At 67.7% G+C, this 26377-nt stretch carries 27 protein-coding genes and 6 pseudogenes; 17 read left to right on the top strand and 16 right to left on the bottom strand.

Going from position 1 to position 26377, the window contains the following annotated elements:
• Nucleotides 1-109: 109 nt before the first annotated feature.
• Nucleotides 110-1002, bottom strand: a pseudogene (locus DN051_RS40685) (IS5 family transposase).
• A gap of 545 nt (nucleotides 1003-1547) precedes the next feature.
• On the opposite strand from DN051_RS40685, the pseudogene DN051_RS40675 reads away from it, so the two are divergent.
• Both DN051_RS40675 and DN051_RS47635 read left to right on the top strand, forming a co-directional pair.
• A pseudogene (locus tag DN051_RS40675) lies at nucleotides 1548-2207 on the top strand (S1 RNA-binding domain-containing protein); the annotation flags it as partial.
• A complete protein-coding gene (locus tag DN051_RS47635; RefSeq protein ID WP_342781590.1) occupies nucleotides 2194-2382 on the top strand; it encodes a S1 RNA-binding domain-containing protein in 189 nt (62 codons plus the stop codon). The pseudogene DN051_RS40675 and the gene DN051_RS47635, both read left to right, overlap by 14 nt.
• Before the next feature lie 566 nt (nucleotides 2383-2948).
• Here the strand turns inward: DN051_RS47635 and DN051_RS40665 are convergent.
• Nucleotides 2949-3530 carry a hypothetical protein gene (locus DN051_RS40665; protein WP_112437513.1) on the bottom strand — a complete coding sequence of 194 codons (582 nt, stop codon included), beginning with the start codon at nucleotides 3528-3530 and terminating at the stop codon, nucleotides 2949-2951.
• 336 nt (nucleotides 3531-3866) lie between these two features.
• Nucleotides 3867-4343, bottom strand: coding sequence for a hypothetical protein (locus tag DN051_RS40660; RefSeq protein ID WP_162624720.1), 477 nt, complete (start codon nucleotides 4341-4343; stop codon nucleotides 3867-3869).
• Between the two features lie 109 nt (nucleotides 4344-4452).
• Here DN051_RS40660 and DN051_RS45530 point away from each other — a divergent pair, with 109 nt between their 5' ends.
• A complete protein-coding gene (locus DN051_RS45530) occupies nucleotides 4453-4704 on the top strand; it encodes a hypothetical protein (protein WP_162624721.1) in 252 nt (83 codons plus the stop codon).
• Between the two features lie 66 nt (nucleotides 4705-4770).
• On the opposite strand, the pseudogene DN051_RS40655 reads toward DN051_RS45530, so the two are convergent.
• Nucleotides 4771-4848: pseudogene (locus tag DN051_RS40655) on the bottom strand (ATP-binding protein); the annotation flags it as partial.
• A 282-nt stretch (nucleotides 4849-5130) separates the two neighbouring features.
• Here DN051_RS40655 and DN051_RS40650 point away from each other — a divergent pair.
• The 3 genes from DN051_RS40650 to DN051_RS40630 all read left to right on the top strand — a co-directional run bounded on the left by DN051_RS40650 (nucleotide 5131) and on the right by DN051_RS40630 (nucleotide 8584).
• The gene (locus DN051_RS40650; protein ID WP_112437515.1) at nucleotides 5131-5694 is read left to right on the top strand and encodes a dihydrofolate reductase family protein; all 564 of its coding nucleotides are present in this window, start codon (nucleotides 5131-5133) and stop codon (nucleotides 5692-5694) included.
• Between the two features lie 370 nt (nucleotides 5695-6064).
• Nucleotides 6065-6607, top strand: a complete 543-nt coding sequence (locus DN051_RS46155) for a DUF6368 family protein (protein ID WP_162624722.1) — start codon at nucleotides 6065-6067, stop codon at nucleotides 6605-6607.
• 1086 nt (nucleotides 6608-7693) lie between these two features.
• Nucleotides 7694-8584 carry a DUF1963 domain-containing protein gene (locus DN051_RS40630; protein WP_053756749.1) on the top strand — a complete coding sequence of 297 codons (891 nt, stop codon included), beginning with the start codon at nucleotides 7694-7696 and terminating at the stop codon, nucleotides 8582-8584.
• Here the strand turns inward: DN051_RS40630 and DN051_RS40625 are convergent.
• The 4 genes and pseudogenes from DN051_RS40625 to DN051_RS40610 all read right to left on the bottom strand — a co-directional run bounded on the left by DN051_RS40625 (nucleotide 8469) and on the right by DN051_RS40610 (nucleotide 10313).
• Entirely contained in the window at nucleotides 8469-8735 is a 267-nt protein-coding gene (locus DN051_RS40625) for a DUF397 domain-containing protein (RefSeq protein WP_079000332.1), read from the bottom strand. The genes DN051_RS40630 and DN051_RS40625 overlap by 116 nt on opposite strands.
• Before the next feature lie 26 nt (nucleotides 8736-8761).
• Nucleotides 8762-9527, bottom strand: a pseudogene (locus tag DN051_RS40620) (transposase family protein).
• A gap of 43 nt (nucleotides 9528-9570) precedes the next feature.
• Entirely contained in the window at nucleotides 9571-9930 is a 360-nt protein-coding gene (locus DN051_RS40615) for a hypothetical protein (protein ID WP_112437517.1), read from the bottom strand.
• Nucleotides 9931-10061: 131 nt separating this feature from the next.
• Nucleotides 10062-10313 (bottom strand): hypothetical protein, encoded by a 252-nt coding sequence (locus DN051_RS40610; protein WP_112437518.1) that lies wholly within the window; start codon nucleotides 10311-10313, stop codon nucleotides 10062-10064.
• Between the two features lie 87 nt (nucleotides 10314-10400).
• Here DN051_RS40610 and DN051_RS40605 point away from each other — a divergent pair, with 87 nt between their 5' ends.
• Both DN051_RS40605 and DN051_RS40600 read left to right on the top strand, forming a co-directional pair.
• The gene (locus tag DN051_RS40605) at nucleotides 10401-11306 is read left to right on the top strand and encodes a helix-turn-helix transcriptional regulator (protein ID WP_112437519.1); all 906 of its coding nucleotides are present in this window, start codon (nucleotides 10401-10403) and stop codon (nucleotides 11304-11306) included.
• A 1037-nt stretch (nucleotides 11307-12343) separates the two neighbouring features.
• The gene (locus DN051_RS40600; RefSeq protein ID WP_162624723.1) at nucleotides 12344-12913 is read left to right on the top strand and encodes a DUF4328 domain-containing protein; all 570 of its coding nucleotides are present in this window, start codon (nucleotides 12344-12346) and stop codon (nucleotides 12911-12913) included.
• Nucleotides 12914-13413: 500 nt separating this feature from the next.
• Here the strand turns inward: DN051_RS40600 and DN051_RS40590 are convergent, their stop codons facing one another.
• Nucleotides 13414-14718: a DUF4241 domain-containing protein gene (locus tag DN051_RS40590; RefSeq protein WP_112437521.1), complete on the bottom strand. Its 1305-nt coding sequence runs from the start codon at nucleotides 14716-14718 to the stop codon at nucleotides 13414-13416.
• Nucleotides 14719-15563: 845 nt separating this feature from the next.
• Here DN051_RS40590 and DN051_RS40585 point away from each other — a divergent pair.
• Together DN051_RS40585 and DN051_RS40580 are read left to right on the top strand one after the other, a co-directional pair.
• A complete protein-coding gene (locus DN051_RS40585) occupies nucleotides 15564-16061 on the top strand; it encodes a transposase (RefSeq protein ID WP_112441886.1) in 498 nt (165 codons plus the stop codon).
• Between the two features lie 537 nt (nucleotides 16062-16598).
• Nucleotides 16599-16970 (top strand): hypothetical protein, encoded by a 372-nt coding sequence (locus DN051_RS40580; RefSeq protein WP_246040807.1) that lies wholly within the window; start codon nucleotides 16599-16601, stop codon nucleotides 16968-16970.
• A 22-nt stretch (nucleotides 16971-16992) separates the two neighbouring features.
• Here the strand turns inward: DN051_RS40580 and DN051_RS46930 are convergent.
• Nucleotides 16993-17103 (bottom strand): annotated as a pseudogene (locus DN051_RS46930) (IS21-like element helper ATPase IstB); the annotation flags it as partial.
• A 630-nt stretch (nucleotides 17104-17733) separates the two neighbouring features.
• On the opposite strand from DN051_RS46930, the gene DN051_RS40565 reads away from it, so the two are divergent.
• The 3 genes from DN051_RS40565 to DN051_RS40555 all read left to right on the top strand — a co-directional run bounded on the left by DN051_RS40565 (nucleotide 17734) and on the right by DN051_RS40555 (nucleotide 19926).
• Complete coding sequence (locus DN051_RS40565) at nucleotides 17734-18318, top strand: hypothetical protein (protein ID WP_112437523.1); 585 nt, start codon at nucleotides 17734-17736, stop codon at nucleotides 18316-18318.
• A gap of 19 nt (nucleotides 18319-18337) precedes the next feature.
• Nucleotides 18338-18859: an SMI1/KNR4 family protein gene (locus DN051_RS40560; RefSeq protein WP_246040806.1), complete on the top strand. Its 522-nt coding sequence runs from the start codon at nucleotides 18338-18340 to the stop codon at nucleotides 18857-18859.
• Nucleotides 18860-19053: 194 nt separating this feature from the next.
• The gene (locus DN051_RS40555) at nucleotides 19054-19926 is read left to right on the top strand and encodes a hypothetical protein (RefSeq protein ID WP_112437525.1); all 873 of its coding nucleotides are present in this window, start codon (nucleotides 19054-19056) and stop codon (nucleotides 19924-19926) included.
• Between the two features lie 46 nt (nucleotides 19927-19972).
• Here the strand turns inward: DN051_RS40555 and DN051_RS40550 are convergent, their stop codons facing one another.
• Complete coding sequence (locus DN051_RS40550; protein ID WP_246040805.1) at nucleotides 19973-20557, bottom strand: recombinase family protein; 585 nt, start codon at nucleotides 20555-20557, stop codon at nucleotides 19973-19975.
• Between the two features lie 22 nt (nucleotides 20558-20579).
• A pseudogene (locus DN051_RS40545) lies at nucleotides 20580-20948 on the bottom strand (IS5/IS1182 family transposase); the annotation flags it as partial.
• Nucleotides 20949-21122: 174 nt separating this feature from the next.
• On the opposite strand from DN051_RS40545, the gene DN051_RS40540 reads away from it, so the two are divergent.
• Together DN051_RS40540 and DN051_RS46925 are read left to right on the top strand one after the other, a co-directional pair.
• Entirely contained in the window at nucleotides 21123-21518 is a 396-nt protein-coding gene (locus tag DN051_RS40540) for a VOC family protein (protein WP_112437527.1), read from the top strand.
• Nucleotides 21519-21621: 103 nt separating this feature from the next.
• Entirely contained in the window at nucleotides 21622-21792 is a 171-nt protein-coding gene (locus DN051_RS46925) for a hypothetical protein (RefSeq protein WP_246040804.1), read from the top strand.
• A gap of 129 nt (nucleotides 21793-21921) precedes the next feature.
• Here DN051_RS46925 and DN051_RS45520 read toward each other — a convergent pair whose 3' ends face one another.
• The 4 genes from DN051_RS45520 to DN051_RS40515 all read right to left on the bottom strand — a co-directional run bounded on the left by DN051_RS45520 (nucleotide 21922) and on the right by DN051_RS40515 (nucleotide 25066).
• Nucleotides 21922-22152 (bottom strand): transposase, encoded by a 231-nt coding sequence (locus DN051_RS45520; RefSeq protein ID WP_162624724.1) that lies wholly within the window; start codon nucleotides 22150-22152, stop codon nucleotides 21922-21924.
• A 543-nt stretch (nucleotides 22153-22695) separates the two neighbouring features.
• Nucleotides 22696-23214 carry a HEAT repeat domain-containing protein gene (locus DN051_RS40525; RefSeq protein ID WP_162624725.1) on the bottom strand — a complete coding sequence of 173 codons (519 nt, stop codon included), beginning with the start codon at nucleotides 23212-23214 and terminating at the stop codon, nucleotides 22696-22698.
• A 258-nt stretch (nucleotides 23215-23472) separates the two neighbouring features.
• A complete protein-coding gene (locus DN051_RS40520; protein ID WP_112437529.1) occupies nucleotides 23473-24705 on the bottom strand; it encodes a hypothetical protein in 1233 nt (410 codons plus the stop codon).
• Nucleotides 24706-24754: 49 nt separating this feature from the next.
• Entirely contained in the window at nucleotides 24755-25066 is a 312-nt protein-coding gene (locus tag DN051_RS40515) for a hypothetical protein (protein ID WP_112437530.1), read from the bottom strand.
• A 256-nt stretch (nucleotides 25067-25322) separates the two neighbouring features.
• On the opposite strand from DN051_RS40515, the gene DN051_RS40510 reads away from it, so the two are divergent.
• On the top strand, nucleotides 25323-25808 hold the full coding sequence (locus tag DN051_RS40510) for a WapI family immunity protein (RefSeq protein WP_112437531.1): 486 nt from the start codon (nucleotides 25323-25325) through the stop codon (nucleotides 25806-25808).
• Between the two features lie 73 nt (nucleotides 25809-25881).
• Complete coding sequence (locus DN051_RS40505; RefSeq protein WP_162624703.1) at nucleotides 25882-26346, top strand: hypothetical protein; 465 nt, start codon at nucleotides 25882-25884, stop codon at nucleotides 26344-26346.
• The last annotated feature ends 31 nt before the right edge of the window (nucleotides 26347-26377 follow it).

The raw sequence follows: 26377 nt of genomic DNA, 5'->3' as shown, positions 1-26377 counted from the left end.
GTCTTCACGACGCCAGTATCCCCGCGGCCACTGACTACGAGCCTTCGAGCTGAACAGCACGACCCGTGACATTACGTCGAGACCCGCGTATCAGGTTCTGTCCGGCCGGTCATGTCCGGAGCCAGATTATGGTAGCTGCGACGGTGAAAGAACTCGGGTAGACGTATGCGCGCTTGTCGTATCTCGTGAACACGGCTCGGTAGTTCTTGAGCTTGTTGATCGCCTGTTCCACGGTGTTGCGATTCTTGTATCGCTCCTTGTCGAAGCCGGGCGGGCGACCCCCTGACCGGCCCCGGCGTATGCGGTTCACAGCCTGGCCGCTCTTCTCGGGGATGACGTGGCGGATGCCTCGTCGCCGCAGGTAGCGGCAGGTCCGGCGGTTGCTGTAGGCCTTATCGACGCTGACGCCCTCTGGTGTGGTACGCGGGCGTCCCGGCCCGAGGCGAGGCACCCGAATGCGCTCCATGACCGGCCCGAACTGCGTGCAGTCCGCCCGCTGGCCTGCCGTCAGCCACAGTGCCAGTACGTGGCAACGACCGTCGGCACTCAGGTGGATCTTGGTGGTCAAGCCTCCTCTGGAGCGACCGAGTGCCTCACCTCCCGCACCACCTCCACCAGGCGAGCGGACAGTCCCACCCACGGTCTTCCGCTCTGATGTGCCATAGCCGCCGCCCCTTTTGTCGCGACGGGTGGCGGGGCCTTCCGGGCGCTGGCCGCATGCTGGTGGGCGCGGATCGAGGTGGGATCGGCCTGGGAGCGCCTGCTGGAGCAGCCGCTCCCAGGTTCCGTCGGCCGACCAGCGCCGGTGACGCTCATAGACGGTCTTCCACGGCCCGTAGCGTTAAGGCAGGTCACGCCACTGCACCCCCGTCCGCACCCGGTGCAGGATTCCGTTGACCACCTGACGATGATCGCGCCAGCCCGCAGCGATTGTTGCCGATAGGCAGGAGCGGCTCCCAGACGCCGCCACTCCGCCTCTGTCAGATCCCCCCGACCAGTCATACAACGGCCAACAAATCAGTGGACGGCATGGGCAAGGTCAGCACCTGCGATGCCACCACGCCAACTTTGGATCCGCCATGGGCTCCTGATGCGTTCGCCCGAGGAGCACCACGTCCAGGCGCTCGACCTGCACCCGGAGTTCAGCGGCTGCCCTTGGAGGCAGCATGAACAGAGCCTCTTGCAGCTTGTCCCGGGCCCAGCCCTCTCCGCAGCACGGGCAGGTGAACTCAGCCTCCCATCGCCTCCACCGGCGCTGGGTGCCGTGGACGTGCACGGACCACACGCTCAGCGCCACTGACACAATGCCCGGAGACAATCGCTCCCGTTCGAGCACACGGACGGCGGCATTCGCCGCTCCCGACAGACCTGGGACATCGCGATACCGCACCCAGGGTCTTCCCCGGCCACGTTCCTGCGGCCGAAGTGAAGATGGTGTTTTACGCGGCACGGCCCCTTCGGATGCAAGTCACGGACGGCATCCTCCCACAGTCCAAGATCGGCCGGACAGGACCTAGACAGACGGTTTCCCGTGAGAGGCTGAGCGGATGGGCGGGGCGTCGGACGATGAGCTTTCCCGGAAGTTTCTGGCTGCGATCCAGGTCGGTGATGTCTGCAGCGGGATCGTGGCAGCGGTAACCCCACGAGGTGTGTCGGTGATCCTGGACGGTTTCGCCGTACGTCCGCTGGGGTTCGTGGGGTCGCTGGATCTGTCCTGGGTCCGGTTCTCGGCAGCGGCGGTGGAGGTCGGCGACCGGATCACCGCCGAGGTGACTGCCATCGACCTGGAGCAAGGTCGAGCCTGGATGTCCACGGCCGCCACGGAGAACCCCGAGCTCTGGGCATTCCTGAAGACCCTCCGCACCGGAGAAATACTGTCGGGCCAGATCGGGTCGATCGAACGGTTCGGAGTGTTCGTAGCGCTGGACGACGGCCCAGACCATCCGGTCTTCCCCGGCGTCGGGTTCATCACGATCCCCGAGCTGTCCTGGCGACACTTCGAGACAGCTTCGGACGTCGTTCAGGTGGGCCGGCGCGTTAGGTGCGAGTTCCTCCAGTTCGACACAACGAACGGAGAGGCCAGGCTGTCCCTGCGAGCGACGCAGCCCGACCCATTCCAGACCTTCGCCGAGACCACCACGGTGGGGCAGGCGCTGCAGGGACGAGTTACCAAGCTGGTCCCGTTCGGAGTGTTTGTGCAGGTCACCAACGACATCGAGGGACTGGTCCATCGTCAAGAGCTCGCGTGGACGCCTGTCGAGGCTCCAGAAGCGGGCGGTCGTTCAAGTCGGCGACGAGATCACGGTCGTCGTCACAGAGATCGACCGAGAGCGACGCAGGCTGTCCCTCTCCCGACGGCAGGCTTCCACGGCTCTCGACTGACCTCTTTGGGTCTCGCCGCAACCTGCAAGCTCTGAACCACCGTCTTCGTTCCGGCAAACTGCGCTCCTGACCCCGTGGGTTCGTCGCGGCCACCCTTCAGAATTCGCGAACCCACGGAAGATCGGCCTGGAAGCGCTCTACTGCCAGCCCGCAATCTGTGGCGCCCACAAGAAGGGCGGGACGAGGGGCAGATCGGCTGGTTTCCGCCGCAACCACCTTGTCCCGGTGCCCGAGGTCGCGACCCTCGCCGAGCTCAACGCGATGATCGACCGATGGGACCAGCCCGCGCCAGGGTCGCCACTCGGACAGGCACTCCGCTCGCGGAACTGCTCGGGCAGGCCGACCCGCTGGAGACTCGCTGATCCCGACAGCGCTCGGCGCCGTTCACTTGGTCCAGCTCCTCGAGAAGGACCTGGTGCGGGCGGGCCAGACACCAGCGAGCTATGCGCTCCCACAAATCGTCGGGAACAAAGTCGGCAGATACGCCGGAGATTCTACCCAACGCGTTGTCAGACATCGGCCGAGGTGTCGGCGTCGATCCGGCCGGCGGCAGCGGCTGGCCGGGTTCAGCCCCAACCACCGTGGCGAGGCTCCAGGTGCTCGCCGAACAGTGGGTCGAACACCTGCCCGTCCTCGTCGGTCACGATGTAGTCCGGTTCGGTCTTCGCGGCGGCTGCTTGCAACCGGATGACGAGGTCACTGACAGGCACGATACGCAGCGACAGGGCTGCAGCAACCTGGGCAGCTTCGCTGCCGATGTTCGGGCTGTACTTGTCACGGGACCGTTCAAGGTGTTGAGCGGAGATCTGCATGACCTCCACATCGCCACCACCTGAGAATGAGAGGCAGTCGTGCCACTCCAGCCCGATGATGATCTCCAGTGCGTCCGCCAGGTCATCGGCGAGCAGCCCGCCCTCCCCTTCAGAGCCGGCGAACACCACCGGGCGACGGCCGTTGTGCTCGGCACACAGGAAGTACGCCCCACCGGCGAACTCCCCGGCGATCACCTCCATCGGCGCACCCGAGGCAAGCTGCAAGCCCTGGCCATGGTGCTTGCGATGGATGTCGAAGCCGAAGGATGACCGCAGCAGAAGATCGATCTCTGGGGTGTTCCGGATCAGGCCAAGCAGATGATCACTTGAGGTCATGGCTCGGACGATAGCGAGTACCGCTGACACATGAGCGACCGGACGAACAGCGTGCCCGTGTCCGGGGTGACGCGACCTTGTGGATGACGGACTCCGCATCCCTACGGATGTCAGACCACGCCCGCACTCGAGCCGTCGCCGTGGCCCTCAGGACGGTCTCGCGTCCTCACGCCGCGAAAGGCTTTACGGACCTGCCCCATCGTCGGAAAGTTGAGCGCGCCCTCGGCTGGATCATGAGACCCCGCCCGGACGTCCGCGACTACGAACGCCTCCCGCAACACCCGGAATTCTCCGACCTACTCAAGTCGGCGGGGTTCTGGACAGGCTGGGTCAATCTCAAGAGATGACCTCCACGGAATCCGGCCTGGGGAACGGCATCATTTCCCAGCCCGGCGGCCAGCCTTCTCCACGTTGCTCGGACGCCTCGACCTCCAGACGCCGGGGAACCCGCCAGATCCACCATTCGGCGTCGTCCTCAGCATGCCCGGGCCACGGAATCGTGGCGCGGCGATACCGCTCGTCGATGCCGTCGAGCTCCGGCCGTCTGATCTCCTGGACGCGTGCTGGGAGCATCGGCCAGATCTTCGCCAGGACGCCGCGGCACCAGATGTCGTTGCTGAGCTCGGGAGCGCACCACGAGTAGCCCTCCTCCACCTCGCCGGTGATGCCCTTCCAACGGTCGAACAGCGCGTTGAGGGTGACCCGTTGTCCGCCTGCCCACGTGGGTGCGACCGCGGTGACGGCAGCCTGCACTGCGTCGTACTCCTCTGTGTTCAGCGCGGGGCTGTCCATGGGCTCGTCCGCTCGATGCATGCAGCGACTATCGCCTGGTGGTCACGCTGTCTGCCACTGGCTTTCCCCTGTGCCGCCCGGCGGCGACCGGTCAGGCCAGACGGGCCTGACCGGTCGGTCACCCCGCCGCTTGGCTGATGCCGGTGTCCCGATCGTGGTAGTCGTTCGGCCGGCGAACCGGCTGAGTGCCGAGGTGGACGGTGCGGTCGTCTATCTGGGCGAGGTTGGCTTCGGCGCCGGCGAGGCTGACGTTGATGCCTTCAACGTCGCCGGGCCAGCCGTCGCGTTCCGCTTCGGCGATGCGGGCGGCAAGGTTGTCGAAGAGTTCGGTGAGGCGGGGCCTGGCGGATTCGCTCGGTCAGGCACTGCCGGTGGGAGATGACGGTGTGGCTTCCTGGGCCGTCGTTGCTCCGCGAGTCCAGGAGGAGGGCGTCTCCATCTCAACGGGCAGGAGGCGGTCGAGGATGGCGGTGGCGAGAACCCCGTCGCCGAAGACCTGGCCCCACTCGCTGAAGGTCTTGTTCGCCGGTGGAGCAGCGGGCGTAGCCGAACAGGGTCCCGGGCATCGCCGGAGGGTACGTTCAGCCCCCGGCAATCGGGATTTTCACCGTACGGGTCCACTGCAACTCCGCAGGTCAAGGTCACGCCGGTCGACCGGTCTCACCGATAGGTGTACGTAGGGGGTTCCGTTTTGTACGCAGCATCCGCTTGGCGTGGTGGTCAACCGGCCCTCGGTGTGGCCTGGCCGATGATTCTTCCGTGCCGTCCTGGTCTGTACGCCGAATACCGACGCACGGGAGGCTGACGCATGCGGAAACTGGTCTTCGCCATGAACCTGAGCCTGGACGGCTACATCGCCGCGCCCGGCGACGACCTCGGCTGGAGCGTGCCGAGCGACGAGCTGTTCCAGTGGTGGTCCGACCGGGTCGACGCGACGGGCCTGGCGCTGTACGGGCGCAAGCTGTGGAAGACCATGAGCTCCCACTGGCCGACCGCCGACCAGCAGCCGGGTGCCACACCGGCGGCGATCGAGTACGCCGGCCGCTGGCGGGACATGCCGAAGGTGGTGTTCTCCACCACGACCAGCACAGTCAACTGGAACACCCGTCTGGTCACCGGCGACGCGGTCACCGAGATCACCAGGCTCAAGGCCGACGACGGCGGCCCCATGGACATCGGCGGCGCCACACTCGCCGCAGCCGCCATGCGAGCCGGGCTGATCGACGAGTACACGCTCGTCACCCACCCCGTCCTGGTCGGCGGCGGCACGCCGTTCTTCACAGCCCTGGACAACCGGGTGAACCTCACCCTGGTCGAGACCCGGACGTTTCCCCACGGCGTGATCCTGACCAGGTACGAGACCAAGCACTGAACCCTCGACGGCGGATCGGCGCGGGCACCGGGCACCGGGCACCGGGCACCGGGCACCGGGCACCGGGCACCGGGCACCGGGCACCCAAGGATCTCTCGGCGCCGTGTTCCGAGGCGATCGGGATACCCCTGCCCGGTCACAGGCGCAGGTAAGAGATCCCCAGCCGGACACCGGTCAGGTCGTGCTGAGCGGGAGTCTGCTGGTCATGTCGAGTGTTCACCTCGCCGTTGGGCCGGACGTGGGACCACAACAACGGGGCCAGGCCGGACCTGGCCTTGTTGACGAGAACGGGCTCTGGCTCAGCTTCTGTGAGCGGCCACGCTGAGTAGAAGGTTGGGGGTGACAGTCCCGGCTGGTTAGGCTCCGGGCCGTGAGCGGACCGGTGTTGGTGATCGAGTTGGCGGAGGCCGTTCCCCGCGTGGCGATCCAGCGGCTGCGCGGGTTCCTGCTTGGCGCCTCGGCACGGTTTGAGGAGAAGCGGGTCGGCGAGTACGACCTGAACATTCACGCGGAGAGCCTCGGGATCACGGATGCCGGGGACGTAGACGGACGTCGGCCTGTTCTGGTCTCTCTCATGGGGCCTGGGATCGGTGACGAGGCCGTCTTCGAGGCCGAGCACGCCGACGAAGTCGACCAGGAATCCCTCATCGGCTTCACCCCCACCCACCCGGTCGACGTCGTCGCGTTCTGCAACCGTCCTGTCGACCACCTCGTCACGGTCCTGCTGACCGCCGCTGTCATGGATGTCATCGGTGGTGTCGCCAACGCCGAACTGCGAGAAGATCAGGTTTCAGTCGTGGCCGGCCTTCCCGGCATCGTCGCAACGATGACCGATCCGTGGCCCGCCGCGTACGGCTCGGCGGAATTCCTCCGAGCGTGGGCCCGACAGCCCGGTTTCCGGCTCCTGAAGTAGCCAGAACTCAGCCAGCCGGCGCACGCGTGGAGTACCCGCTTGCGCAGCAACTTGACGCCGGCCCGGCCGAACATCTGGCGCTTGAGCATCTTGATCCGGTTGGCGTGCCCTTCGACGGCACCCGAGTTCCAGGCCAGGGTCAGTCCGGCGATGACGGCGTCGAGGTCCCGGGTGATGCCGATGGCGAGGGCGTGGAGGCTGGGCAGGTCGTCCTGCCCGGCGGCGTCGAGCCAGTCGGGCAGGCGCTCGCCCTGGCGCTCGGTGAGCATGGTCGCGAAGGAGTGGAGCGGACGTGCCCGGTGAGGGCGTCGATTTCGGGGCAGTGGGCGCGGACAGTCTTGAGCTGGAGCTGTTCGGGCTCAGTGAGGGTTTCCGGGCGGCGGAGGATCCATCCGGCGACCGTCCGGGGTGGCTGTGACGGTTTGCGTCGGCCCCACCCGGACGGTCGGAAGGGGCCCCACCCGGCGGCGCGTTTGGGGTGTTGACCGCCTCACCTTCAACGGGGCGATCATCGAGAACGGCACCCAGTCCTGCCGCCTCGCTCACACCAAGGCCCGGCAACAGCTCAAGGCCGTCACCTGACCCCGCGGCCCACGCTGGGGCTCACGCCTCCCGCTCGGCCCATTCCCGCACCGCGGGAGCCCGCTTCATGCGCGCCGCGATGTCCGCCTCTGTCGTCGCGTCCAGTGAGCCTTTGCCAACCTCACTCCCGTTGACGATGGGGCGGTGATGGACTCTATGTGTTTTCGGCAGAGCCGGCGGGAGATTTTCGTGGGTGAACGGTGCCCGAGCCTGGTGTTCCTTGGAACGAGATCTGACGGTCTCAGCCAAGCATGTGGGATCTCATGTCCGACTGCCGGGGGGGTGCACCATCCATTCCCCGGCGACGAGGGGCACTTCGAAGTTGGGACTGATCACGCTCCCGGAGAGGACATGTGCAACCTCGCCTTGGAGCTGCGCGGCTTCCTGGAGGCGGATCCGCTGGGATGATCCAAGGTGACCGACCGCTCGCTCCACCACGTACAGCTCATGCCCACCAACACCCGGATGACCCAGCCGGGTTGGTAAGGGTTTATCTTCTCGGGCATGGATCATCAGGGAGAGTTTCGTCGGGCAGCGCTTGACTTGGGCATCCCGGGCGACGAGATCAGCAGATTCAGCCAGCACCTTCGTTTGTCGATCGGATTGTCCGTGGGCGGTGGTTCTCCGGTCGGGCAGTTCGGTGGGTTGCCCCGGCTGCCGGTGGGCATGAAGTGGCCGTCCGCCGGGGACATTCCGTTGCCGTTGCTCCTTTCCGTCGATTGTGGGGCGCTGCCGAGAGTCGACGGCTTCGACCTGCTGGCGGACGGGACGCTGCTCTTCTTCGTGAACCAGGAGATGGACCATGAGGATGGTTCCGGGAGGTACGCGCGAGTCGTGTATGTACCGGACGGCACCGAAACCGCGGTCGCGGAAGCCCCCGGCTCCGAGTGTGTCCGCGAGCAGTTCGACGTCAGCGCCGAGCTCAGAGCCGAACTGCCCCTTTGGCTCCAGGAGGGTGACGAGGACGGGGACTGGCACGAGTTCTGGGAGGATCTCGACTGGGAGGACATGTCGCCCTTCCAGCAGCAGTTGGTTCGGCACATGGAGCGTGACCTGCCGCACCTGGACGAACTTCGTGCTCTGGCCCACGACCTCTGGCCGTCTGGCGCCGGCGTTGCCATCGGCGGGTATGCCGATGAAGAGGTGATCAACAGCATTGCGGAGCAGACCCTCGCGGGACGCGAGAAGGAAGGCAAGATCCCAGCCATCCCGATCGCGAAATGGTATTCCCACCTGGAGAAGGAAAAGCACCGGCTGACGAGCGAATGGATATCGCTCGTCAGTGAAGCCCGGGTCTACGAGGAGTACTGCACGAGTTTTGTGATCCGCCACGATGACTTGGCCGCCGCTCGGGTGGACAAGGCGCTGGCCGTGACCAATTACGAGGCCCCGTGACCAGGTTCGACGCACCTCTACCACTGGGAGGGGGCTGGCGAAGGCTATTCACAATGGGTGTCCAGGCGTCCGCACCGATGTCCACGGCCGGGTCGGTGGGGTTCTTGCTGTCGCGGACAGGAACGGTGGGGCAGGCGTCGCTCCGGGCCACCTCGACACACTGAGCTTTTTCTCACCTCACTTTGAACTGGCCAGATGTAGGGCGGGGATGGCTTGGACGAGTGCGGTGATGCGGGTGGTCGAGCACCGGAGTTTACGCAGGAGCCTCCAGGCTTTGAGGGTGGCCATGGCCTGCTCGACGAGTGCGCGGATCTTCGCGTGGGACCGGTTGACGGCCTTCTGACCGGTGGACAGGGTCCCCCAGCGGCCCCAGTAGGGAGTGCGGACAGTTCCGTCGGCACCCCGGTACGCCTTGTCCGCCCAGCACTTGATGCCGGTTGTGGCGAGGGCGTCGACGACGCCGTGTTCGCGAGCCGCGCGGACGTCGTGGATGGTGCCGGGGAGGGCCGGTGAGGCCCACAGCAGTCGGCCGATGGGATCGGTGAGTATCTGCACGTTCATCCCGTGCTTCTTGTGTTTCCCGGAGTAGAAGGGCCGGTCCGCGGCGATGCGGTCGATGGGCAGGAGGGTGCCGTCGGGGATCACGAATGCCCTTCGTCGCGGCAGTCCGTGTCGCGTCGGCCAGGGTGGGTGCGAAGCCGGCCAAGAGCTCGACGGCTTCGGTCGCATATCGGTAGGCGGTCGTGGTGCCGAAACCGAATCCGGCTGCGCGCTGGGCATATGTGTGTCCCATGCGGAGGTGGGCGAGGGTTAGCAGGGCCTGGCGACCGGCGCTCAGCAGTCGCCAGCGGGAGCCGATCACACGTCGGTGCTGCCGAGGGCGGGCGGACAGGGAGCGCAAGGCGGAGCTGGACACGTCGACGCCGGACGGGTAGACAAGCATGCGGAGCCTCGGGTGGAGACGGTTCTCTTGGTCGAAAACCCATCTACCAGGGCTTCACCTCGTGGTCAGCCCAACAGCCGATCTGGCCCCGCAAGTTGCAGCTCAGTGTCTCCGGCAGCCCCTGGAAGACGGCGGGCGGGACATCGAGCAGGCTCAACACCTCCTCGCCGGTCCGGACCGTGAGCAACAGCTCGCACCGCCACTGCGGTGACACTTCCGGCCGATGACTGAGCCGATGCTCCATCGCCGGGAACAGATAGTGCACCGCCGCGGCCTGGGCGTGCTCCCGCAGCCAGTCGACCGGGAGCCGCTGGCTGAAGCCCAGCCGTGCCGCTTCCTCCTCCAGCAGCAGGAGCCGGTCGGTGTAGACGGCCCGGATCGTCCGCGGCAGCACTGCAGTCATGCCGCGGTCATGCCACCAGGCGCGGACGGTGGGGCGACCTCGCGCCGACAGTTGGAGCCGCTTCAAGCCGTCACACAGCCCCGAATGATCTCCGGGTGGGGCCACTTCAGACCGTCCGAGTGGGGGCCGACTCAAACCGTCACGGCCACCGGGGCGAGGGCGGTCGGGCCGTCACCGGCCGCGGTGAGGCGCGCTTGCCGTACAGATAGACACCAGCGCGCGTGCTGGTAGCTGCCCTTGTAGCCGAGTGGCACGATCTCCTTGCACAGCTTCCAGGCGTTGGTGCAGCCCTCGTTCCAGCGGTCGTCGAGGCAGGGCCTGTACTCATCCAGGACGGAAGGGGCGGCACCGTCTTGCAGCGCCGGCGCCGGGCTGGACGCCACGTCACCCGCTTTGGCATTATCGAACCTGTCACACTTGCCGGGGTGCCGGCGCTGTCCTGCCGATCCTTGCAACAAAGAGGGGCCCAGATGTCTGCCGCCGAGCGGCTCGTTGACACCGCGCAGATCGTGTCCGAGTTCAGCACCAGCAAGCCCCGGATCAGCGAGTGGAGCAACAACCCGGACAGCGGTTTCCCACCGGTCGCACACACCGAGGGCCGCAAACGCTTCTGGCGGCACGACCAGGTCGCACAGTTCTTCGCGCAGCGCGCCCCGAAGAAGCGCGCGCTGCCGGCCGCGGTACTCGACGCCGACCCGAACGAGCTGCTGACCAAGCGGGAGGTGGCCCAGCTTCTGGGCTACACCCGCACGTCCACCATCGACGCCTACGTCCGCGACCGGCCCGGATACTTCCCCGAACCGAACGAGAACACCGACGGCCCGATGTGGCGGCGCGGCACCGTCGTCGCCTGGGCCGGCAACCGGCCCGGCAAAGGCCGGCGCAGCTCCGCTCCGGGCCCGGCGCTGCCCCCGGTGTCCGCGGACGGTGACCCCGACGAGCTGCTCGGTACCGCCGAAGTCGCGAGCCTGTTCGGCTACAGCAGCACCGCATCCTTCTCCAGCGCCCTCTACCAGGGACGCATCCCCGAACTTCCCGAGCCCGACCTCCTCGAAAAACAAGAGGGCAGCCGGGGCGGACCCCGCAAGAAGTGGCGCCGGGCCACCGCCGTCGCCGCCGCCCGCCGACGCGGAGTCCTGCCCGCCACCGGACACGACGACAACGAGGACCTGGTCGGCGCCGCCGAAGCAGCCCGCATCCTCGGATACAAGGACGCCGACAGCCTCCTCAGCGCCCTCGGACACGGACTTCTGCCCGACCTCCGGCAACCCGACGCATTCCACCACCGCCGCGGCAGCGCCGGACGACCCCGCCAACAGCACTGGAAACGCTCCCGCATCGAAGAACTCGCCGCCCGCCGCAACCCGACACCCTGACCACACCACCCCACCCACCACCACACCACCGCGATACCGTAAGACCGCGGCACACGGCCAGAGGGAACGACGAACACCCGGCGGGCCGGACACCGCACGATGGCCGGCACGGAGAGGCCGGCCACCACTCCGCCGCAAAGCCCCACAGCCCCGCGGCACCGGCCATCACCACCCCCCGCCAACCCCGCCAGCACCAACCCCGCCACCCGCCGCAACCCCGACCGGCCACACATCCCGGCAGACCGCCCCGAAGCCGGACACACATCGGTGCGATGCTCCACTCCGCGACCGCCGCCATCACCCCGCCCACCCGGTCAAGCACAAAACAGCACCGTCATTGGGGTCAAGGGCGAGTCGCAGAAGAGCCGGCGGTGTCCGGCACCCAGGGCGGGCGCTGACCGGCACATACGCCGCTACCCCGCTCGCCGGTGGGAAACAGCCGCTGTCCCTGCCGGGCTTCCGGGCCGCCTGCCTGACGCGGCCGCGCAAGACCCAAGAAGGACGAGCCGGAGCCGACATGAGCCGGCGTGGACGCGGCTGACGCCGACGCACCCTACGAGACACCGACCCACCAGGAGCGACGGCCCGACTTCCAAATCCCCTTCCGTGAAAGCCACAGCGCCCACGTGCCGGCACACTCCCCCTCTCCGAACCCAAAGTTCGCGCATACTCCGGCCGAAGGCGCACCTCGTCCCGTTCACCGGGCGTCGGCGCCTCCGCCCGGGGGTGACGCGATCAGGTGTCCGCGCGCTGGGGTATTCAGGTGCTCGCTGAGATCCTGAGGAGGACGCGTACTGCGCAAGCAGTGCCGGATGTGCAAGGCCGCCGGGCCGGACGGGGTCTGCGCGGGCTGCCCCGCCCGAAAGTCGGTGCCGCACGAGAAGCAGCCTCGGCCGGTCCTACCTGGACAGCCACACCGATCTCGTGCCGGGGTCGCCCCGCCGGCACTCCCGGAACGTCGAACCGGCAGGTGGGCGCTGGTCCTGTGGGCCGGGGGCGTGTGCGCGGCACTCGCGGCGTGCGTGGTGCCGCACACGGTGACGTCCCTCCTCGTCGCGTTCGGCCCGCCGGACGTGGTGATCGACGATCCGCCGGATGCCGTGGTGAACACGTTGCTCGGCGGCCCGATGCAGCTCCTCCTCTCCGCACTCACGGTCGCCGTCGGGGCCCTGGTCGCGCTGGGAGTCCTCGTCGCAGCGCATGCCGTCTGCGCCGCCCTGTTCCTGGCCCGGTTCTACCGCGCGGGCGTCAACGCCGCGCTCCTCGATCCCGCGGGCCGGCGTTTCCGCCAACGCTGGGCGCTGGTCGGATGGCTGCTGCCCGTCGTGCATCTGTGGCTGCCGAAGGCCGTCGCCAACGACATCTGGCGTGCGAGCACACCCAGCAGTACCGGACCGGGGGCCCGACGGCTGTGGCCGGGCATCCTCCACGCCTGGTGGGCACTGTGGGTGCTCTGCCAGTTCTGCGCTGCCGGCGCCTGGCTGACCGGCGGAACGGGGTGGTTCCTGTCCGCCGAGGTCTCGTTCATCTGCTCCGCGCTGCTCGCGGTCCTCGTCGTCCTCCGGCTCACCTCGCTTCAATCGCGCCGGCTGCGCTACCCAGACTGACTCCGCGGCATCGCAGCCGCCGGCCGCAGGATGCTGCACCCGGCCCGCCGGTCTCCCCTGGTCGAGCAGCGCAACAAGCCGCCCCCCTGTGGCCGGCGTGGCCGGCGCCGTCCAGCACGAAATGGCGCAGGACGGTGAACCGGGCCTCGATGCAGTTGAGCCAGGAACTGCTGGTCGGGGTGCAGGCCAGTTCCACATTGCTTACCGCAGCCCACTCGCCGGCCCGGTGCCCTACTTCGCGGTCAGGTACGCACAGACATTGCCGAGCACGATCGCGTGGCTTTGTCCACGAGAACGGGAGTCGTTTGTCGATGAGCGCAGGAGGCACCCCCGAAGGCGGCCAAGTCGATGTTCACGAGTTCGGGAGGCACCCGCCGCTGTCCTGATGGGTGTGGGTACATGTACCCCGGACTCCAGGCGCCGAGTGTTGTTGACCGTGCTGCCGAGATCGTCACCAGCTGCAACCAGGCTGGCGACTGCGCCCGTAGGCAGGACCCTGCCTACACAGCCGCATCGGTGGGGGTTCCGTCCCGCTCCGGGAGCAGCTCGGGCATCCCCTCCACCAGCACCACGACGCCGATGACCTCACCGGCCTCGGAACGGCCGACCCACACCGGGTAGGTACCGTCCCCAGTCGTCGCGAAGGACATGAGCTCGCCGCCGGAAGCCTCGTCCCAGGTGCGCTGCAGGAACATGGAACCGTCGTCGATGTCCTCGTACCCGTCCAGGTCCGACTCCCCCCGGATCAGCCCCCGCTCGAAGAGCGCGATGAGCGGATCCCAGGACCCGGCGTCGGCGAAGCAGCCAGTGGCACCGTCGGTGTCGAAGCCGGCTGTCTGCTGCTCGATGAACAGCCGGGGATCGTCGTCCGGACCGAGGGCCATCTCCCAGGTCGCTGCGGGGGTCTCGCTGACGAGCAGGCGGACGGCCGTGGGTTCCGTGGTCGTGACCTCGGCGTCCCGCCATTCGCACTGGTAGCTGTAGCGGACCCGCGCTTCGTCGAGTACGTACTCCCCGGGCGGGACAGCGACCGTAATGCGCGGCCCGTCGCCGTGGTCGATGTCCGGGCCGGAGACGGCCAGCAGTCCGCTGGGTACGCGCAGTGTGCCGACCCGGCGCGGCTCCACGACGGTCATCTCGGGGTGGTACCCGTCGGTCACACGCACCCCGGGCCGGAACAACTCGTTGATCGGCCCGGGCTGCGCGGGGCGCGGCGGACGCCAGCAGGTAGCGGGGGCGCCTCCGTCACCAGGCTCGGCTGCCTCGGCCACCTCGGCCGGCTCGAAGGCCAGCGGCTCAATGAGCCCGTGTACCTGGGCCGAGAGCAGCGGCCACTCCCCGAAGGCGGGGCGGTCCAGCCAGCGCTCGTCGTCCCGGAGTCCGGGCGAGGTGACGTAGGAGCCCCCGCCCTGCCCCTGCCGCTCCACCGTCCGTTGCCCCCTCCCGTCGGGGAAGAGGTCCACGATGATGCGTGGGCACGCCTTGTCGAACTCCGCCATCTCTGGGCCTGTGTAGTACCAGCTGACGGAGTATCGGCGCAGCAGCCGCGACGGGTCGTCCAGCAGCCGCATGTCCAGATCGTAGGTGCGGCGACCTTGGGCGTCGTAGACCCACAGCCCGACGTAGTGGTCCCGCCAGGACACCAGCCGGACTTCCAGCGGGGCCTTCCGACCCGACTCCCGGTACACCACCACGTACGGAAACCCGGTGGCATCCCGCTCCCGGGCCTCCTCGGCGGACATCGGCTGCCAGGGCGCACAAGACTCCAGGTCCCACGCCTGCGCGTACCCCACCTCGACGACCATTGCCGCTCCCCTTCCTGCAACCTGCCTTGGTTCTGTGCTGAGCTGCAAGGTAACCGCTGCCCGTGACAACGGCCCTCCTGAGCGGGCGACAGGCCAGCTCCGGCGCCGAGACGGTCGTGCCGGTGATCCGGTCCATGGCCCGCTCAACGAGTGGCTTGCAGCATGATCCGTTGAGCCGCCGACGCCACTCTGTCATGTACCGCCCAAAAACAGCTCACTCAATGACTCCCGAACTCATCGATATTGATCAAGCGACAGGGTGACGCGGCGACTCCCGTAGCCGTCGACAAACGACTCCCGTTCTCGTGTACAGAGCCACCCGCTCGACCAACTCGACCACGACACCAGCCAGATGAGGGAACAACACCTCGAAACTCCGCGAAAAACACGCCAGCCATGATCACAGCCACCGCTGACACCGACAGCGTCACAAGATCAGCGCCAGAGCCGAATTACGTGACCGTCCACACGGCTCCTACCTGCGGTTTCCCGCTGATGTGTCGAGCGCCGGACGAAGCGTTGTTCTCCGGTTGCCAGTCCGCCGGTTCGCCTGCAGGAACTCGGACTGCACACGCCGCACCTTCGTCGAGCAGATGCCCGGCCCGACCCGCCGGCACGGTCAGCGGACCGACGCGGCTGCGGTCGGCTCTGGTCGCGGTCGGTCTCGCGCTGGCAGGCCGGGCCAGCGCTCGCCTGGTCTCTGCCCTCGGGGTGTCCGTCAGCCGCAGCACTGTCCTGCGCCTGGTCGAAGCTCTTCCCGAGCCTGAGGTGCCCGCTCCGCGGGTGGTCGGCGTGGACGAGTACACCACCCGCACGAACCGCCACCACGGCACGGTCCTGTCGACATCGCAACCCACCGTCCCATTGATCTGCTGCCCGGCTCGGAGGCATCGAGCCTGGCGGCCTGGCTCGCCCAACGGCCCGGCGTCGAGGTCGTATGCCCAGACCGGGCGCCGTTCTTCGCCGAGGGCGCCGTCCTTGGTGCGCCACAAGCCATCCAGGTCCCGGACCGGTGGCACCTCTGGCACAACCTGAGCGAAGCCGCCGAGCGGAGCGCCGCTCAGCACCGCCGCCGCCTTCGATCTTTGGTTCTCACAGCCCCGAAGCCGAGCCAGAGCCCGCCCTGCCGAGGGAGCGAACGGGTCACCCCGGCCGCGAGTACACCGGTTCGCCGACCGCACCCGGGCCCGGCACGCCGCCGTCCACACACTGTTGGAGGCCGGGCACAGCCGCCGCTCGACCCACCGCCAGCTCGGCATGACCTACCGCACCGGTTCGGCTGCAACCAGACCCAGGTCCACAACTGCCCGGGCAACGGCGCGGGAAGCTGGGCCTGGATCTGAAGCCCTTACCAGGCGGGCAAGGAACCGGCCCGCGTCGACCTGAGCTTCACCCGGGGTTCAGGCGACTCGCTGTACTCCACCGTCGAAAAGCTCCTCGTCCCGGACCTTCAACCACGACATCACCAGCGTCGTGATCTGCGCAAGGTGGGGACCGAACGAGTACTGCTCGAATCGCCTCAACGTGCACTGACACAGCCCTCGGCTGACGTGACGGCCCGCCGGTTCCCCGGCGGGCCGTCACCCGTGCCGCGGCGAGCCCCCGAACCTGCCGTCTCCCTCCAACCTGCCGAACGGGCCGCGCCCCCGCAGACGTTCGGCCTGTCAAGCCCGCGACAAGGGGCTCGTACACCCTCCCTCCCCCCGCACAACGACCAGGCCCGCCGGCCGAAGCGCGGTTGCCGGTGGATCCTGGGAACGACCGCACGCCGAAAGTCCAGAAAATGTCGGCGAGAAGCAGGAACAGGCTGGCGCGTTGTCTCGCCGTCCCGGTGCCGGATTCCTGGACCGCCGGGATCGTCCATGCGGGATGATCACCTCATGGACAGGATTGTCGATCTTGATGAGGTGGCTGCGGTTCTGGCAGGCCAGATGGTGGGCTGGACGTCGGCCGGCCTCGAAGTGGGCCAGGTGACCTGGAGGGATGCCGACGCGTCGTGGCCGCAGCCTCTGGAGACCGACAGAACCCGGGTCCATGACCCCGACTCAGTTGGCGTGATCATCTCTGGGCCGGGCGAGGCCGAGCTGTCCGTCGTGCTGTTCCGCGGTGGCTGGGCCGACGTGGACTTCATCGCCGGCCTCGACGACGCGGGTTGCCTCCCGGCCTCGGGCATCGCCTCAGCCTCGGACTTCGAGGCCCGGATGGATCAGTGGATCACCCGTGTCTTCGGGATCTGCGACGCCGCTCAGTAAGTGCGCGCCGGCCCGCCTCAGTTCAGCTGGCAGGCTGCTGTTCGGCCCAGGTCCGGGTGGTGGCAAGTCGGTATGAGCCGGTTCCGGTTTCGATGATGTCGCCGCCGAAGGTGGGGCGGTCGACGATGGCCTCGTATGCGGCGAGCCACGTCCCGGACGTTGCTGTCGCGGCCGGTCGCCAACCACGAACCGAAGCTACTGAAGCTCGAACCGGGGACGCTTCTCGCGCGGGTACCAGCCCGCGAAGTCCTCGTCGGCCCACAGCCCATCACAGCAGGCTCTCACCCACATCGCCGCCGTACCGCCCGGATTGCTCACCTGCGCGATCTGCGCGGTCAAAGACGGGACTCGCTCACCGGGACGCAGACGGAGTGACAACAGACGCCTCAACAGCTGGATCGATCTTCGAAACGGCCCCGAGCATGCCCGCTGATCACGGTTGCGCACCGGGAAACTCCAAGACCCCCGGCAGAGTCACGATTTGTGACCATGGCGTGCGGTCGCCTGTCGTACCGTCGATCCCTGGGAGGTTACGGATGCCTCCGCCGGCCGCGGGCGCATGCCCAGCCGTGGGCCTGCTACGACATCACAATCCGCTGCCCGACGTCAGGGCCGGCGATGCACGGATAAATCACGTGAATACGTGATCATCCGGAGTCTGAGCTGTTATCGCCGGTGACTGCGTCACACGTCTTTCCTGCCTCTAGAATCCCCAGCCATGTCATGGCAACAGCAGGCCGGCGATGGGGCGCAAAGTCCACCGATGGTGTACCGCCCGTCCGCAAAGACGGAGCCCCAGTACGACGGTTTTGCCGATCCGGCGGCCGCCCATGGCTGGGAGAACGCGTACGACGAAACGCGCGAACTGCCGGCGATACCCGGCGGTCCTGACGTCAAGACACCCGGCCACGGGCGCGGGCCGCGGCGGCGGGCGCGCCCTGCACAGGGCCCGCGCGTGCCCCGACAGGCGGTCGTGGCCGGTGGTGTTCTCGTCTGCGCGGGTCTGGCCATCGCGTTCACCGTGGGCCTCACGTCCAATTCCTCCGGGGGTCCGGGAGGCGCCGAGGAGCCGGTGCGGCCGAAGACGGAACGGTCCATGCCGCCGGCGGACGGGGACGCTGCCTCATCCGCCGCTGCCGAGCCGTCCCAGGCCACCGATCCAGCAGCCGGAACCGACGAGTCCCCCGTGGCACGCGCATCCGCAAGCGGCTCCCCCGCGGACAGCGGGAACCCGGCACCCTCCTCGCCCACCGCCCCGGACCCCTCCGCCACCGCGACCACGGCCGGGCCGGGCAACACCGACGGCAGGCCCGGCCGCGGACACGGGCCGACCAAGGGCCCCAAGTGAGTCATGAAGGAATCCACTGGTGACAGCGCTTCCGGAGATCACAGCCCTGCTGGGCGAACCACGGTTCAACTGGACGGATCCGGCCCCCTGGATCGAACTGGAGCGGGAACTCGGCATCGAATTCCCTGCGGATTTCCGTGAGATCGTGGACGCTTACGGTTCGATCGAGGTCAACGGGCAACTGTATCTGACGCACCCCGCCGGCCATCTTCTGCACAGCCTCGGAGAAAACATCACAGGGGATCTCGAGCTCTGGCGGGATGAGGACATGGCGCAATTCCTGCCAGCTCCGGTGGGGGCCGACCCCGGAGAACTCATACCGGTGGCGTCAGCCACAACGGGCGAGGCAGTCTTTCTTCGCATCCCGGACAACCCCTCGTCGTCCTGGCGTGTCGTGGTACAGGAATTCGACAGTCCGGCTTGGACTCTCTACGAGATGACATTCAGCGAGTGGCTGCTGGCCTACCTCCAGGGCACAGACGTCACGCTGCACTCCCGCAACTTCGCACCCAACGGCCCGTTCCACGAACCCCTGCCCTGAAAATGAGCGCGGCAGTTCCACCCCTCATTCCCTTCGCTGCCGGATCGGCCCCGGTCTCCTATCCCTGACCCAAGGTGCAAGGTAGCGGCGGCCATGGAAACTCGCCTTCGCTGCCCGGCCGTCGTCGGGAGGCTCGGCCCGAGACGAAACGTACGATTGGATATCGGGCCCAACAGAAAGCTGCGAGGACTCAAGTGGCTGGCGAAATTAGCAAAGAGCTGATCATCAGCCCCCGCAGCGAGCACGTGCGAGAGCGGCTGGCGGAAGCCGCCGCCTGGAGCGCGTACGCGGCGGAGCTTCGCGAGGTGCTCGGAGCCGCGATTGAGAAGAGCGGAGCAGACCTCCTGGAGGTGGGCGGGCTGCTGGTGAGCGAGCCCCTTCCCGAAGAGCACCGCGGCCTGCGCAACGGTGCGGAGGTCCGGCCGCCGCAAGCGATAGGTCTCGCCGAGGGGATGGCAGCCGGGCGCGGGCCGTATTGTCAGCTCACCGCACCCGGGAGATTGCAGATCGAGTCGGGATGGGACGGAGCGGTACTCCTCTTCACCACACCAGCGGTGGCCGCCGATCTGGCGGGATTCCATGGCGAGGGCGTGACGTTCCTGTGGCGAGACTCGGCTCCTGAACCCATAGAGGTCTCGGACCCCGTCGACGCCGTCGCGGACGCGGGTTTCTGGGCAAGGGTGGCGGAGGCGTCCGAGCGCCTGACCCTGGTCTGCGAGCGCTGGGCGTACGGCACTCACGGGTGCAGATGGTTCCGCGTGACGCCGGAGAGCACAGCCGAAGTGGCCCGACTACTGCGGCCGCGCTCGCTGGTTTGCGTGGCCGCCGAGCCGGAGCTGAAGCCCAGAGCGAAACTGCTGCAAGACGACTTCACCGCCTTCGTGGCCCCGCTGCCGCACGGCGAACTGGCCCACCGGAACTACCCCGGTGGGGCCGACACACTCTCCGAGGTCACAGATGACGGTTTCTCCCTCATGCTGGCCGATGCGGCGCTGGGCGACTGGTGCGCCGTTGTACCGGACACGGACGGGGTGGCCAGGGGGCAGTGGGAGACTCCGGGTGAGTAGTTGAGGTACAGGAAATCCTGGCGGGAACGACCTTGCTGGGATTCGCTTACCTCGTGCGAGCTTCAAGCTGACGAGGAACGGTGTCGGCGCGCAGTTCGCGCAGGTCAGGGATGTGGTTGTAGAGGGTGCCCGGGGAGACGCCGAGGAGCTTGGCGATCGAGGTGATGGAGCGGCCGGGGTCGGGCAACAGGTCGCGGGCGGCCTTAATGACTTGCTCGGTGGCGACGCTAGGAAGCCCGCCGACGCGGCCGCGGGCGCGGGCGGCGGCCAAGCCCTCGTTGGTGCCGATGACGATGAGTTCGCGGATGAACTCCGCGAGGGCGGCGAACACGTGGAAGACGAGCCTGCCGCCGGGGGTGGTGGTGTCTAGGTTCTCGTGGAGCGAGGTGAAGCCGATCCCTCGGTCACGCAGCTCGGCGACCATGTTGATGAGGTCCTGGAGGCTGCGGCCGTAGCGGTCGACCGAAGGGACCACGAGGGTGTCGCCCGGGTCGAGGAAGGCGTGGCATGCCTTCAGCTCCGGGCGGAGCGCGTTCTTGCCGGACTTCTTGTCCGCGAAGATCTTCCGGCACCCGGCGGCGGTGAGCGCATCGAGCTGCGCGCCCTCCGATGTCGAGCAGCAGCCGGACACCCGGATGCATCGCATCCGCCCGCGGGCCGGGGGCGGTGACGCGGTCGGTACGGATGACGGTGCCGTCCAGGTTGAGATGGGTGTAGTCGGCGGCCGCCGCCCGTTCAAGCGCGGTGGACAGATCCGGGGCGTGGTCGGCGAGCACGGTCAGCCCTTCGCGCAAGCAGCGGTACGCGGTGGGCACCGAAACCCTGTTGTCCCGGACGAGTTGGGCCAGCCGGGTCCCGTCGACGAACCACCGCAGCACCAGGACACCCTGTTTGAAGACGCCCAGAGAGCAGCTCCCCTTGCGGGTGCCGAGCCGTTCGCGGTGCTCGCGCAAGAGTCGGGCGAGAGATTCGGCGGTCTGCCTGCCGACGTCGAGTGTTGCGGTATAGGTGATGCTGGTCAACGCGTGAAGCCTCTGGGTTCCGGAACGTGATCTTCGCAGGCCTGTTCCTGCCAGGGGATTCTCGCGTACCTGATGCCGGGTCAGCCCGTCTGGACCAGTCGGGAAGATCGCGGATCTGTCGGACGGGCGACCTGGCGATTACTCTGAGCCCCGTCCGCGCTATCTGGGAGAGTCATGACAAGTAGGTGCACCGAGTTGGCCGTTGACTGCCATGATCCGGAGAGGCTCGCAGCCTTCTGGTGCGAGGTCCTGGACTTCAAGGTGATCGACCGGAGCGAGGGCAAGGTCGAGATCGGCTCCTGGGTGCCGACCGTCGAGGATGTTCGGGCCCGTCAGATGCCGCCCACCGTGCTGTTCATCCAGGTACCCGAGGGCAAGACCGTGAAGAACCGGCTTCACCTCGACGTCAGCCCGATCGACGGCAGCACCGAGGACGAGGTGACCAGATTGATCGGCCTCGGCGCCACCAAGGCGGATGTGGGCCAGGGCTCAGACCGAAACTGGGTGGTCATGGCAGACCCCGAGGGCAACGAGTTCGACGTCCTACGCACCCTGGCACCGCAGAACTAGGCTGCGAGCGGGCACCCGCACCCCGTCACACACCGCAACCGTCACGTTGCCGAGAAGACCTCAGTGGCATGTGGTGGGATGGCCGCGCTCTATCAGCCGCCTGGTGGAGATCGTTTCGATGCCTGTGTACCCGTCGCTGACCCGCGCTCTGGCTGAGGCTTTGGTCGATGTGCTCTGGTTCGTTGAGGGGTGCGAGGACGAGCAGATGGATCCGGATGACGCGGTCAAGGTCTTGGAAGGGTGTCGCTCATCTGGTGACTCAGCTGTCGAGTGATCAGCGCAGCGAGTTCACCGACCTACTCGGTTCGATGGCTGCAGAGGAGGCCGATCCTTCGCGCCGCGAGTTCTTGGAGGGCTTCCCTGATGGTCTTGGACTCGTTGAGGACGACTCCTGACCTGGGATCTATGCGCAGAGCAGGACGCACTTGCTAAGGAGTTCGAAGCCCGCGCGACCGGACATCTGACGCTTGAGCATCTTGATCCGGTCGACGTGACCTTCGACGACGCCGGAGTTCCCGGGTTGTGAGAGGCCGGCGATGACGGCGTCGAGGCGGGCCTGCTGCTCCTGCACGGCACCTCGGACCTCGCGCCGAACGCCGAGGCCGACGACCTCCGCGTTCGAGATGCTGGGCAAATCGGCGGAGACTGGGCAGTTCGGTGGTCGCGGTCACCGCCGCGATCCAGTCGGGTAGTTGGTGGCCTGGCAGGTGGGCGAAGGAGCGCACGTGCTCGGCGAGTACTGCGAGTTCGGGGCAGTGGGCCAGGGCGGCTGCGAGGTGAAGTCGGTCGTTCTCGTTCAGTGCCTCGGGGCGGGTGAGGATCCAGCGTGTGACAGCTCGGGCAGACGGCGGCCGGGGCCCGACCGCTGGGGCTTGCCGCGAAGTGTCCTGCTGACGTAGTCGCGGACGCTGCCGTAGCCGCGTGGATAGCCCTGTTCCTTGATCTCCTCCCATAGTTTCCAGGCGTTGGTGCAGCCTTCCTGCCAGCGCTGGTCGAGGTTGGACTTGTAGGCGTCGAGCTTGGTGGGGCGGCTTTGCCGCTGTCCGATGAACAGTTGCTCCGGCTCGGTGGCACGGGAGTAGCGAAGGACGGTGTTGAGGCCCGTTCGATCTTGGTCGGAACGCCCGGCCGCCGAAACGCGGCCGGGTGTTCCGGATGGACGGCTGCTGCTCCGCGGTCAGAGCTCGCCTCGGCGTGTGAGCTGCTTCACCGCGTTCTCGCGGATGATCTCGTTCTCGTTGTCGCGCAAGCCCTCGAGGGCTTCTTGGGCCTCCGGGCCGGGAATGGCGCCGAGAGCCCAGATCGCCTTCACCGCGAGGGCCCGGTTCTCGTCCCAGTCCAGGTACTCGGGAACCCAGTGGGTCGCCAGGGCCAGCGTCGGCACCGTACGGGGCGAGCGGAGGCGGCCCAGCATCCAGACGATGTCCTCGTACTCCCTGTGCCAGTCGGCAGGGAACAGCTCGATCAACGGCTCCAGGAACTCCTCGGCCGAGGCGTCGGCGGCGGCATGGAGGATCAGCGCCATCTCGACGTCGTCGGCATCCTGGCGCTCCATGGCGTCCCGGAGCAGCCGGAGCGCCAGGGCCTCGCCGTCGGACTCGCCGAAGTGGGCGAGCACCTCGTCGAGCGTGCGCGTCGGACCCTCACCCAGTCCGACCGCCAGATCCATGACCAGATCCCGCTCCTCAGGAATCATCGCCTGACCACCTCCCATGCGTTGAACGCCCCAGGTCCTGGGTCGACCCCAGCAAGATCATTCTCAGCGGGTGCCTCCCGAACGCGTGAACATCGGCCTGGCCGCCCACAGGGCGCCTTCTGAGCTCATCGACACACGGCTCCCGTTCTCGCGAACAGGGCCACCCGTCGTCGTACTCGCCGGCCCGACAGCTGTGCCGCAGCGCTTGGGTGAGTCTCCGCAGGAGCTGCTCCGTCACCGGCCGGTGTCGCGCAGCACTCACGGCCGTGTCGACGGTGACTGTCGGCGGCCGGCGGCAAGCGCACTGAGGCGGTCGCCGATGACGGAGACACCAGGGCGGGGCTCGTTCGCGTAGTACCAGGGCTTGCGTCGGCGCAGCAGCGCCTCGCCGTGCTCGCTCCAGGTGAATCCGGGCTTGCGCAGCAGCTTCCGGAACACGATGTCGGCCCTGTGAGGGTGCGCGGCAGCCAGCCGGCGGATCGGCAGTGGCCCGATCGGCTCCTCGCGCAGGTACGTGCGCAGCAGGTCCTGGTACTGCCTGCGGCTCGCGAGCGCCGGGTCCGTGAAGAGGTCTCGCAGCATTCCGTAGTCGCCGTAGAAGTTGAGCCCGTCGACCTGGTCGTAGATGACACCGACGGTGTCCGCGCCCGCCAGTTGCGGCGGCAACTCGAAGAAGGGCCAGTCCAGGCCGGGCAGCCGGCTGCTGCGGGCCCGGCCGGGCCGGCCGGCCGCGGCGGCCTCTTGGCGGTGGCGGTAGTAGGCGTTGAGGAGGTCCTCGGCTTCGGCAGGCGGAAGAACCAGTTCGTCGCCGCCGCAGAACTCGACGAACGCTGCCCGGTCCTCCCGCATCGCCTGCCACCCCTGCTCGACCTTCTGGGGGTTGCGGAAGACCAGTTCGGGCCGGCTGGTCGCCAGCTGGACAGCGGCCTGGGCGATCTCGGCCGCGCTGGATCCGGGGTAGCTCGACATCGCCCCGGACACCAGCCACGCCCCGCCGGCCGCGCCCGCATGGACGGGCACCACACAGGTGTGCAGGAAGCTCCCCTTGGACACCCCACGAAATGCCGCCCGCCCGACATTCGAATAGGTGCGGTACTCCAGGTCGTCGACCAGGTTCAGCAGAACGACGGCATCCTTCTCCTTGCGCTGGACCTCGAAGATGCCCTCGACCGGGTCACGCCAGCCGAGCAGCATGTCCCGGTCGGCCGCGGTCAAGTCCTTCCGTCCCGCCACGAACCGGTCCACCACGGTCGAACCGTCCGGCAACCGGTACCGAAGGACGAAGTGGTCGACGATCCGGATCGCCTCCCCCTCGTCCAGCAGCCCCTCCGGCCCCGCGGCCTCCACCAGCAGATGCGTCAACCACCGCTCGAAGCGGGAACTCTGCCCGAACGCGACCAGTTCCCCCTTCAGCTCGGCACCGCGCTCGATGAGGCCGGTCAGCGACCGTCCCCCGACACCCCGATGCCTGCCCCGCTCGGCGTCACCCATGTTCAGCCCTTCTACACCACCGCACCCGCTTGACTGCAGGTTCCCGGCCTCAACCGGCCCAGTGACGGTAAGCCTCGATCCACCGCGTGCCCCCGGGCACCGGACCGGGCAACGGCAGATCCAGAATGCCGACCGACTGCCGCACACCACCGTAAGAGCACACGGCGACGATCCTCCCGTCCAGCGAAAGATCGATGCCGTCCACGGTCACCCCGACCCCGACAACCACGGTGGTGAAGGGCAGGCCGAGATGCTCCTCGACCATGCTGAACAAACCGGTCAGCTGCTCGTCCTCGGTGCAGGCATCAACAGCCGCCACTTCGCCCACGGCCGCGAACCCGGCCGAGTCCAACCCGCTCACGGGGCAACACTAACGACCCCCGACAGCACCCCCGTTGCCGCAGGAGGAAACGCCGTGAGCTTCCGCCAACCTGAAGCTGCAGGTCAAAGGGCTGGTGTGACCGGCTCTCGCGGTGCTCACGGTGCTCGGGGGCGGGAGACCATCGAGAAGATCGTCTGCCGGAGGCCGGGATTGTCTTTGAAACGGAGTCCGGGACGGTGCACTGGGCCGGGAAGGGCAGTCCGTCCTGCCGGCCAGCGCATGGCATCCTGGCCCAGTGCTCCTGAACGACCTCACCAGCAGTGTCGACCTCCGCCCCGTGCGTTATCAGTTCGCCACCGTCCGGGGCGACTCGTACGACGACAACTGGCTGGTCATTGACGGCACGGTGACGACTCCCGAGGGAAGCTGGTCCTTCGCAGATCCGTGTCTGCTCACCGATGAGGCCCGCGAGGTGTCCGCGTGGCTGCGCGCGGTGGCCGCGGGGACGGTGGCCGTCACCGAACCCGATGACGAAGGTGAGCTGTCGCCGGACGCGGAGTTCATCGAGCCGGTCATGGCTTTCAGCCTCGCCAACCGAAGCGAAAGCGGGACCGCGGTGATTCGCGTTCATCTGTCCCTGGAGGCGGCACCGCCATGGCAACAGGGCGATGACGGGGCTGACATCTACCAGTACGTCGTGGAGGTCAGCTTGGACGCCCCAGCGCTGCTTCACGCGGCTGACCAGTGGAACCTCTCTCTGGCTTCCCTCCCGCCCCGCTGATCCAGCCACCTGGCACTCCCCATACAACCGATTCCTCCCTACTGGGGCCGGATGACCCTCTATGATCCGGTTCATGCTGGATCCCGAGCTGCTGGAACGGATCACCACACGGCGCGCGGAGCTGGACGAACTCCAAGAACAACTGGCCCAGCAACCGGCGGAAGCGCGGGCCGAGCGAGACGAACTCGCCGGCGCCGGGCGCGTGCTTGAACGGATAACCGGGCAGCGCGCCGAGGAACGCGCCTCCGCCGGTCCGGTGCCTGGACAGGCGGGCGGCCGGGCGGTGACGCTGATCCCGCACCGCGAGCCGGACGTGGAGGAAGACTCGCTGCCGTGGGACTACCAGCGCATCATCGCCGCCGTGCGCCAGGCCGCCTGGCCGATCACGGCCCGGGAGGTCGGCCGTGTCCAACGCGCTCATGGGGCAGCACTAACAACCCACGACGGCACCCCCGTTGCCGTAGGAGGAAACGCCGCACCCGCTAAGCAGGGATCCACAGGATATGCCAGCGCTGAGAAGGACCTCCGGTACACGTAGTCGTGATGACCAGGTCGTTCGCCATCCGGGC

This window comes from Streptomyces cadmiisoli (assembly GCF_003261055.1).
Classification (GTDB): Bacteria; Actinomycetota; Actinomycetes; order Streptomycetales; family Streptomycetaceae; genus Streptomyces; species Streptomyces cadmiisoli.
The sequence above is the reverse complement of the archived record's forward strand: the minus strand, read 5'-3'. Positions and strand labels throughout refer to the sequence as shown.

What these genes read in the sequence shown, in the direction of transcription:
- DN051_RS40665 (WP_112437513.1), bottom strand. Translation starts at nt 3,530, where the DNA reads ATGACCTCAAGTGATCATCTGCTTGGCCTGATCCGGAACACCCCAGAG.
- DN051_RS40520 (WP_112437529.1), bottom strand. Translation starts at nt 24,705, where the DNA reads ATGGGTGACGCCGAGCGGGGCAGGCATCGGGGTGTCGGGGGACGGTCG.
- DN051_RS40580 (WP_246040807.1), top strand. Translation starts at nt 16,599, where the DNA reads ATGGACAGGATTGTCGATCTTGATGAGGTGGCTGCGGTTCTGGCAGGC.
- DN051_RS40615 (WP_112437517.1), bottom strand. Translation starts at nt 9,930, where the DNA reads ATGACTGCAGTGCTGCCGCGGACGATCCGGGCCGTCTACACCGACCGG.
- DN051_RS40505 (WP_162624703.1), top strand. Translation starts at nt 25,882, where the DNA reads ATGCTGGATCCCGAGCTGCTGGAACGGATCACCACACGGCGCGCGGAG.
- DN051_RS40525 (WP_162624725.1), bottom strand. Translation starts at nt 23,214, where the DNA reads ATGATTCCTGAGGAGCGGGATCTGGTCATGGATCTGGCGGTCGGACTG.
- DN051_RS40565 (WP_112437523.1), top strand. Translation starts at nt 17,734, where the DNA reads ATGGTGTACCGCCCGTCCGCAAAGACGGAGCCCCAGTACGACGGTTTT.
- DN051_RS40630 (WP_053756749.1), top strand. Translation starts at nt 7,694, where the DNA reads ATGGATCATCAGGGAGAGTTTCGTCGGGCAGCGCTTGACTTGGGCATC.
- DN051_RS40605 (WP_112437519.1), top strand. Translation starts at nt 10,401, where the DNA reads ATGTCTGCCGCCGAGCGGCTCGTTGACACCGCGCAGATCGTGTCCGAG.
- DN051_RS40660 (WP_162624720.1), bottom strand. Translation starts at nt 4,343, where the DNA reads ATGCATCGAGCGGACGAGCCCATGGACAGCCCCGCGCTGAACACAGAG.
- DN051_RS40590 (WP_112437521.1), bottom strand. Translation starts at nt 14,718, where the DNA reads ATGGTCGTCGAGGTGGGGTACGCGCAGGCGTGGGACCTGGAGTCTTGT.
- DN051_RS40540 (WP_112437527.1), top strand. Translation starts at nt 21,123, where the DNA reads ATGACAAGTAGGTGCACCGAGTTGGCCGTTGACTGCCATGATCCGGAG.
- DN051_RS40650 (WP_112437515.1), top strand. Translation starts at nt 5,131, where the DNA reads ATGCGGAAACTGGTCTTCGCCATGAACCTGAGCCTGGACGGCTACATC.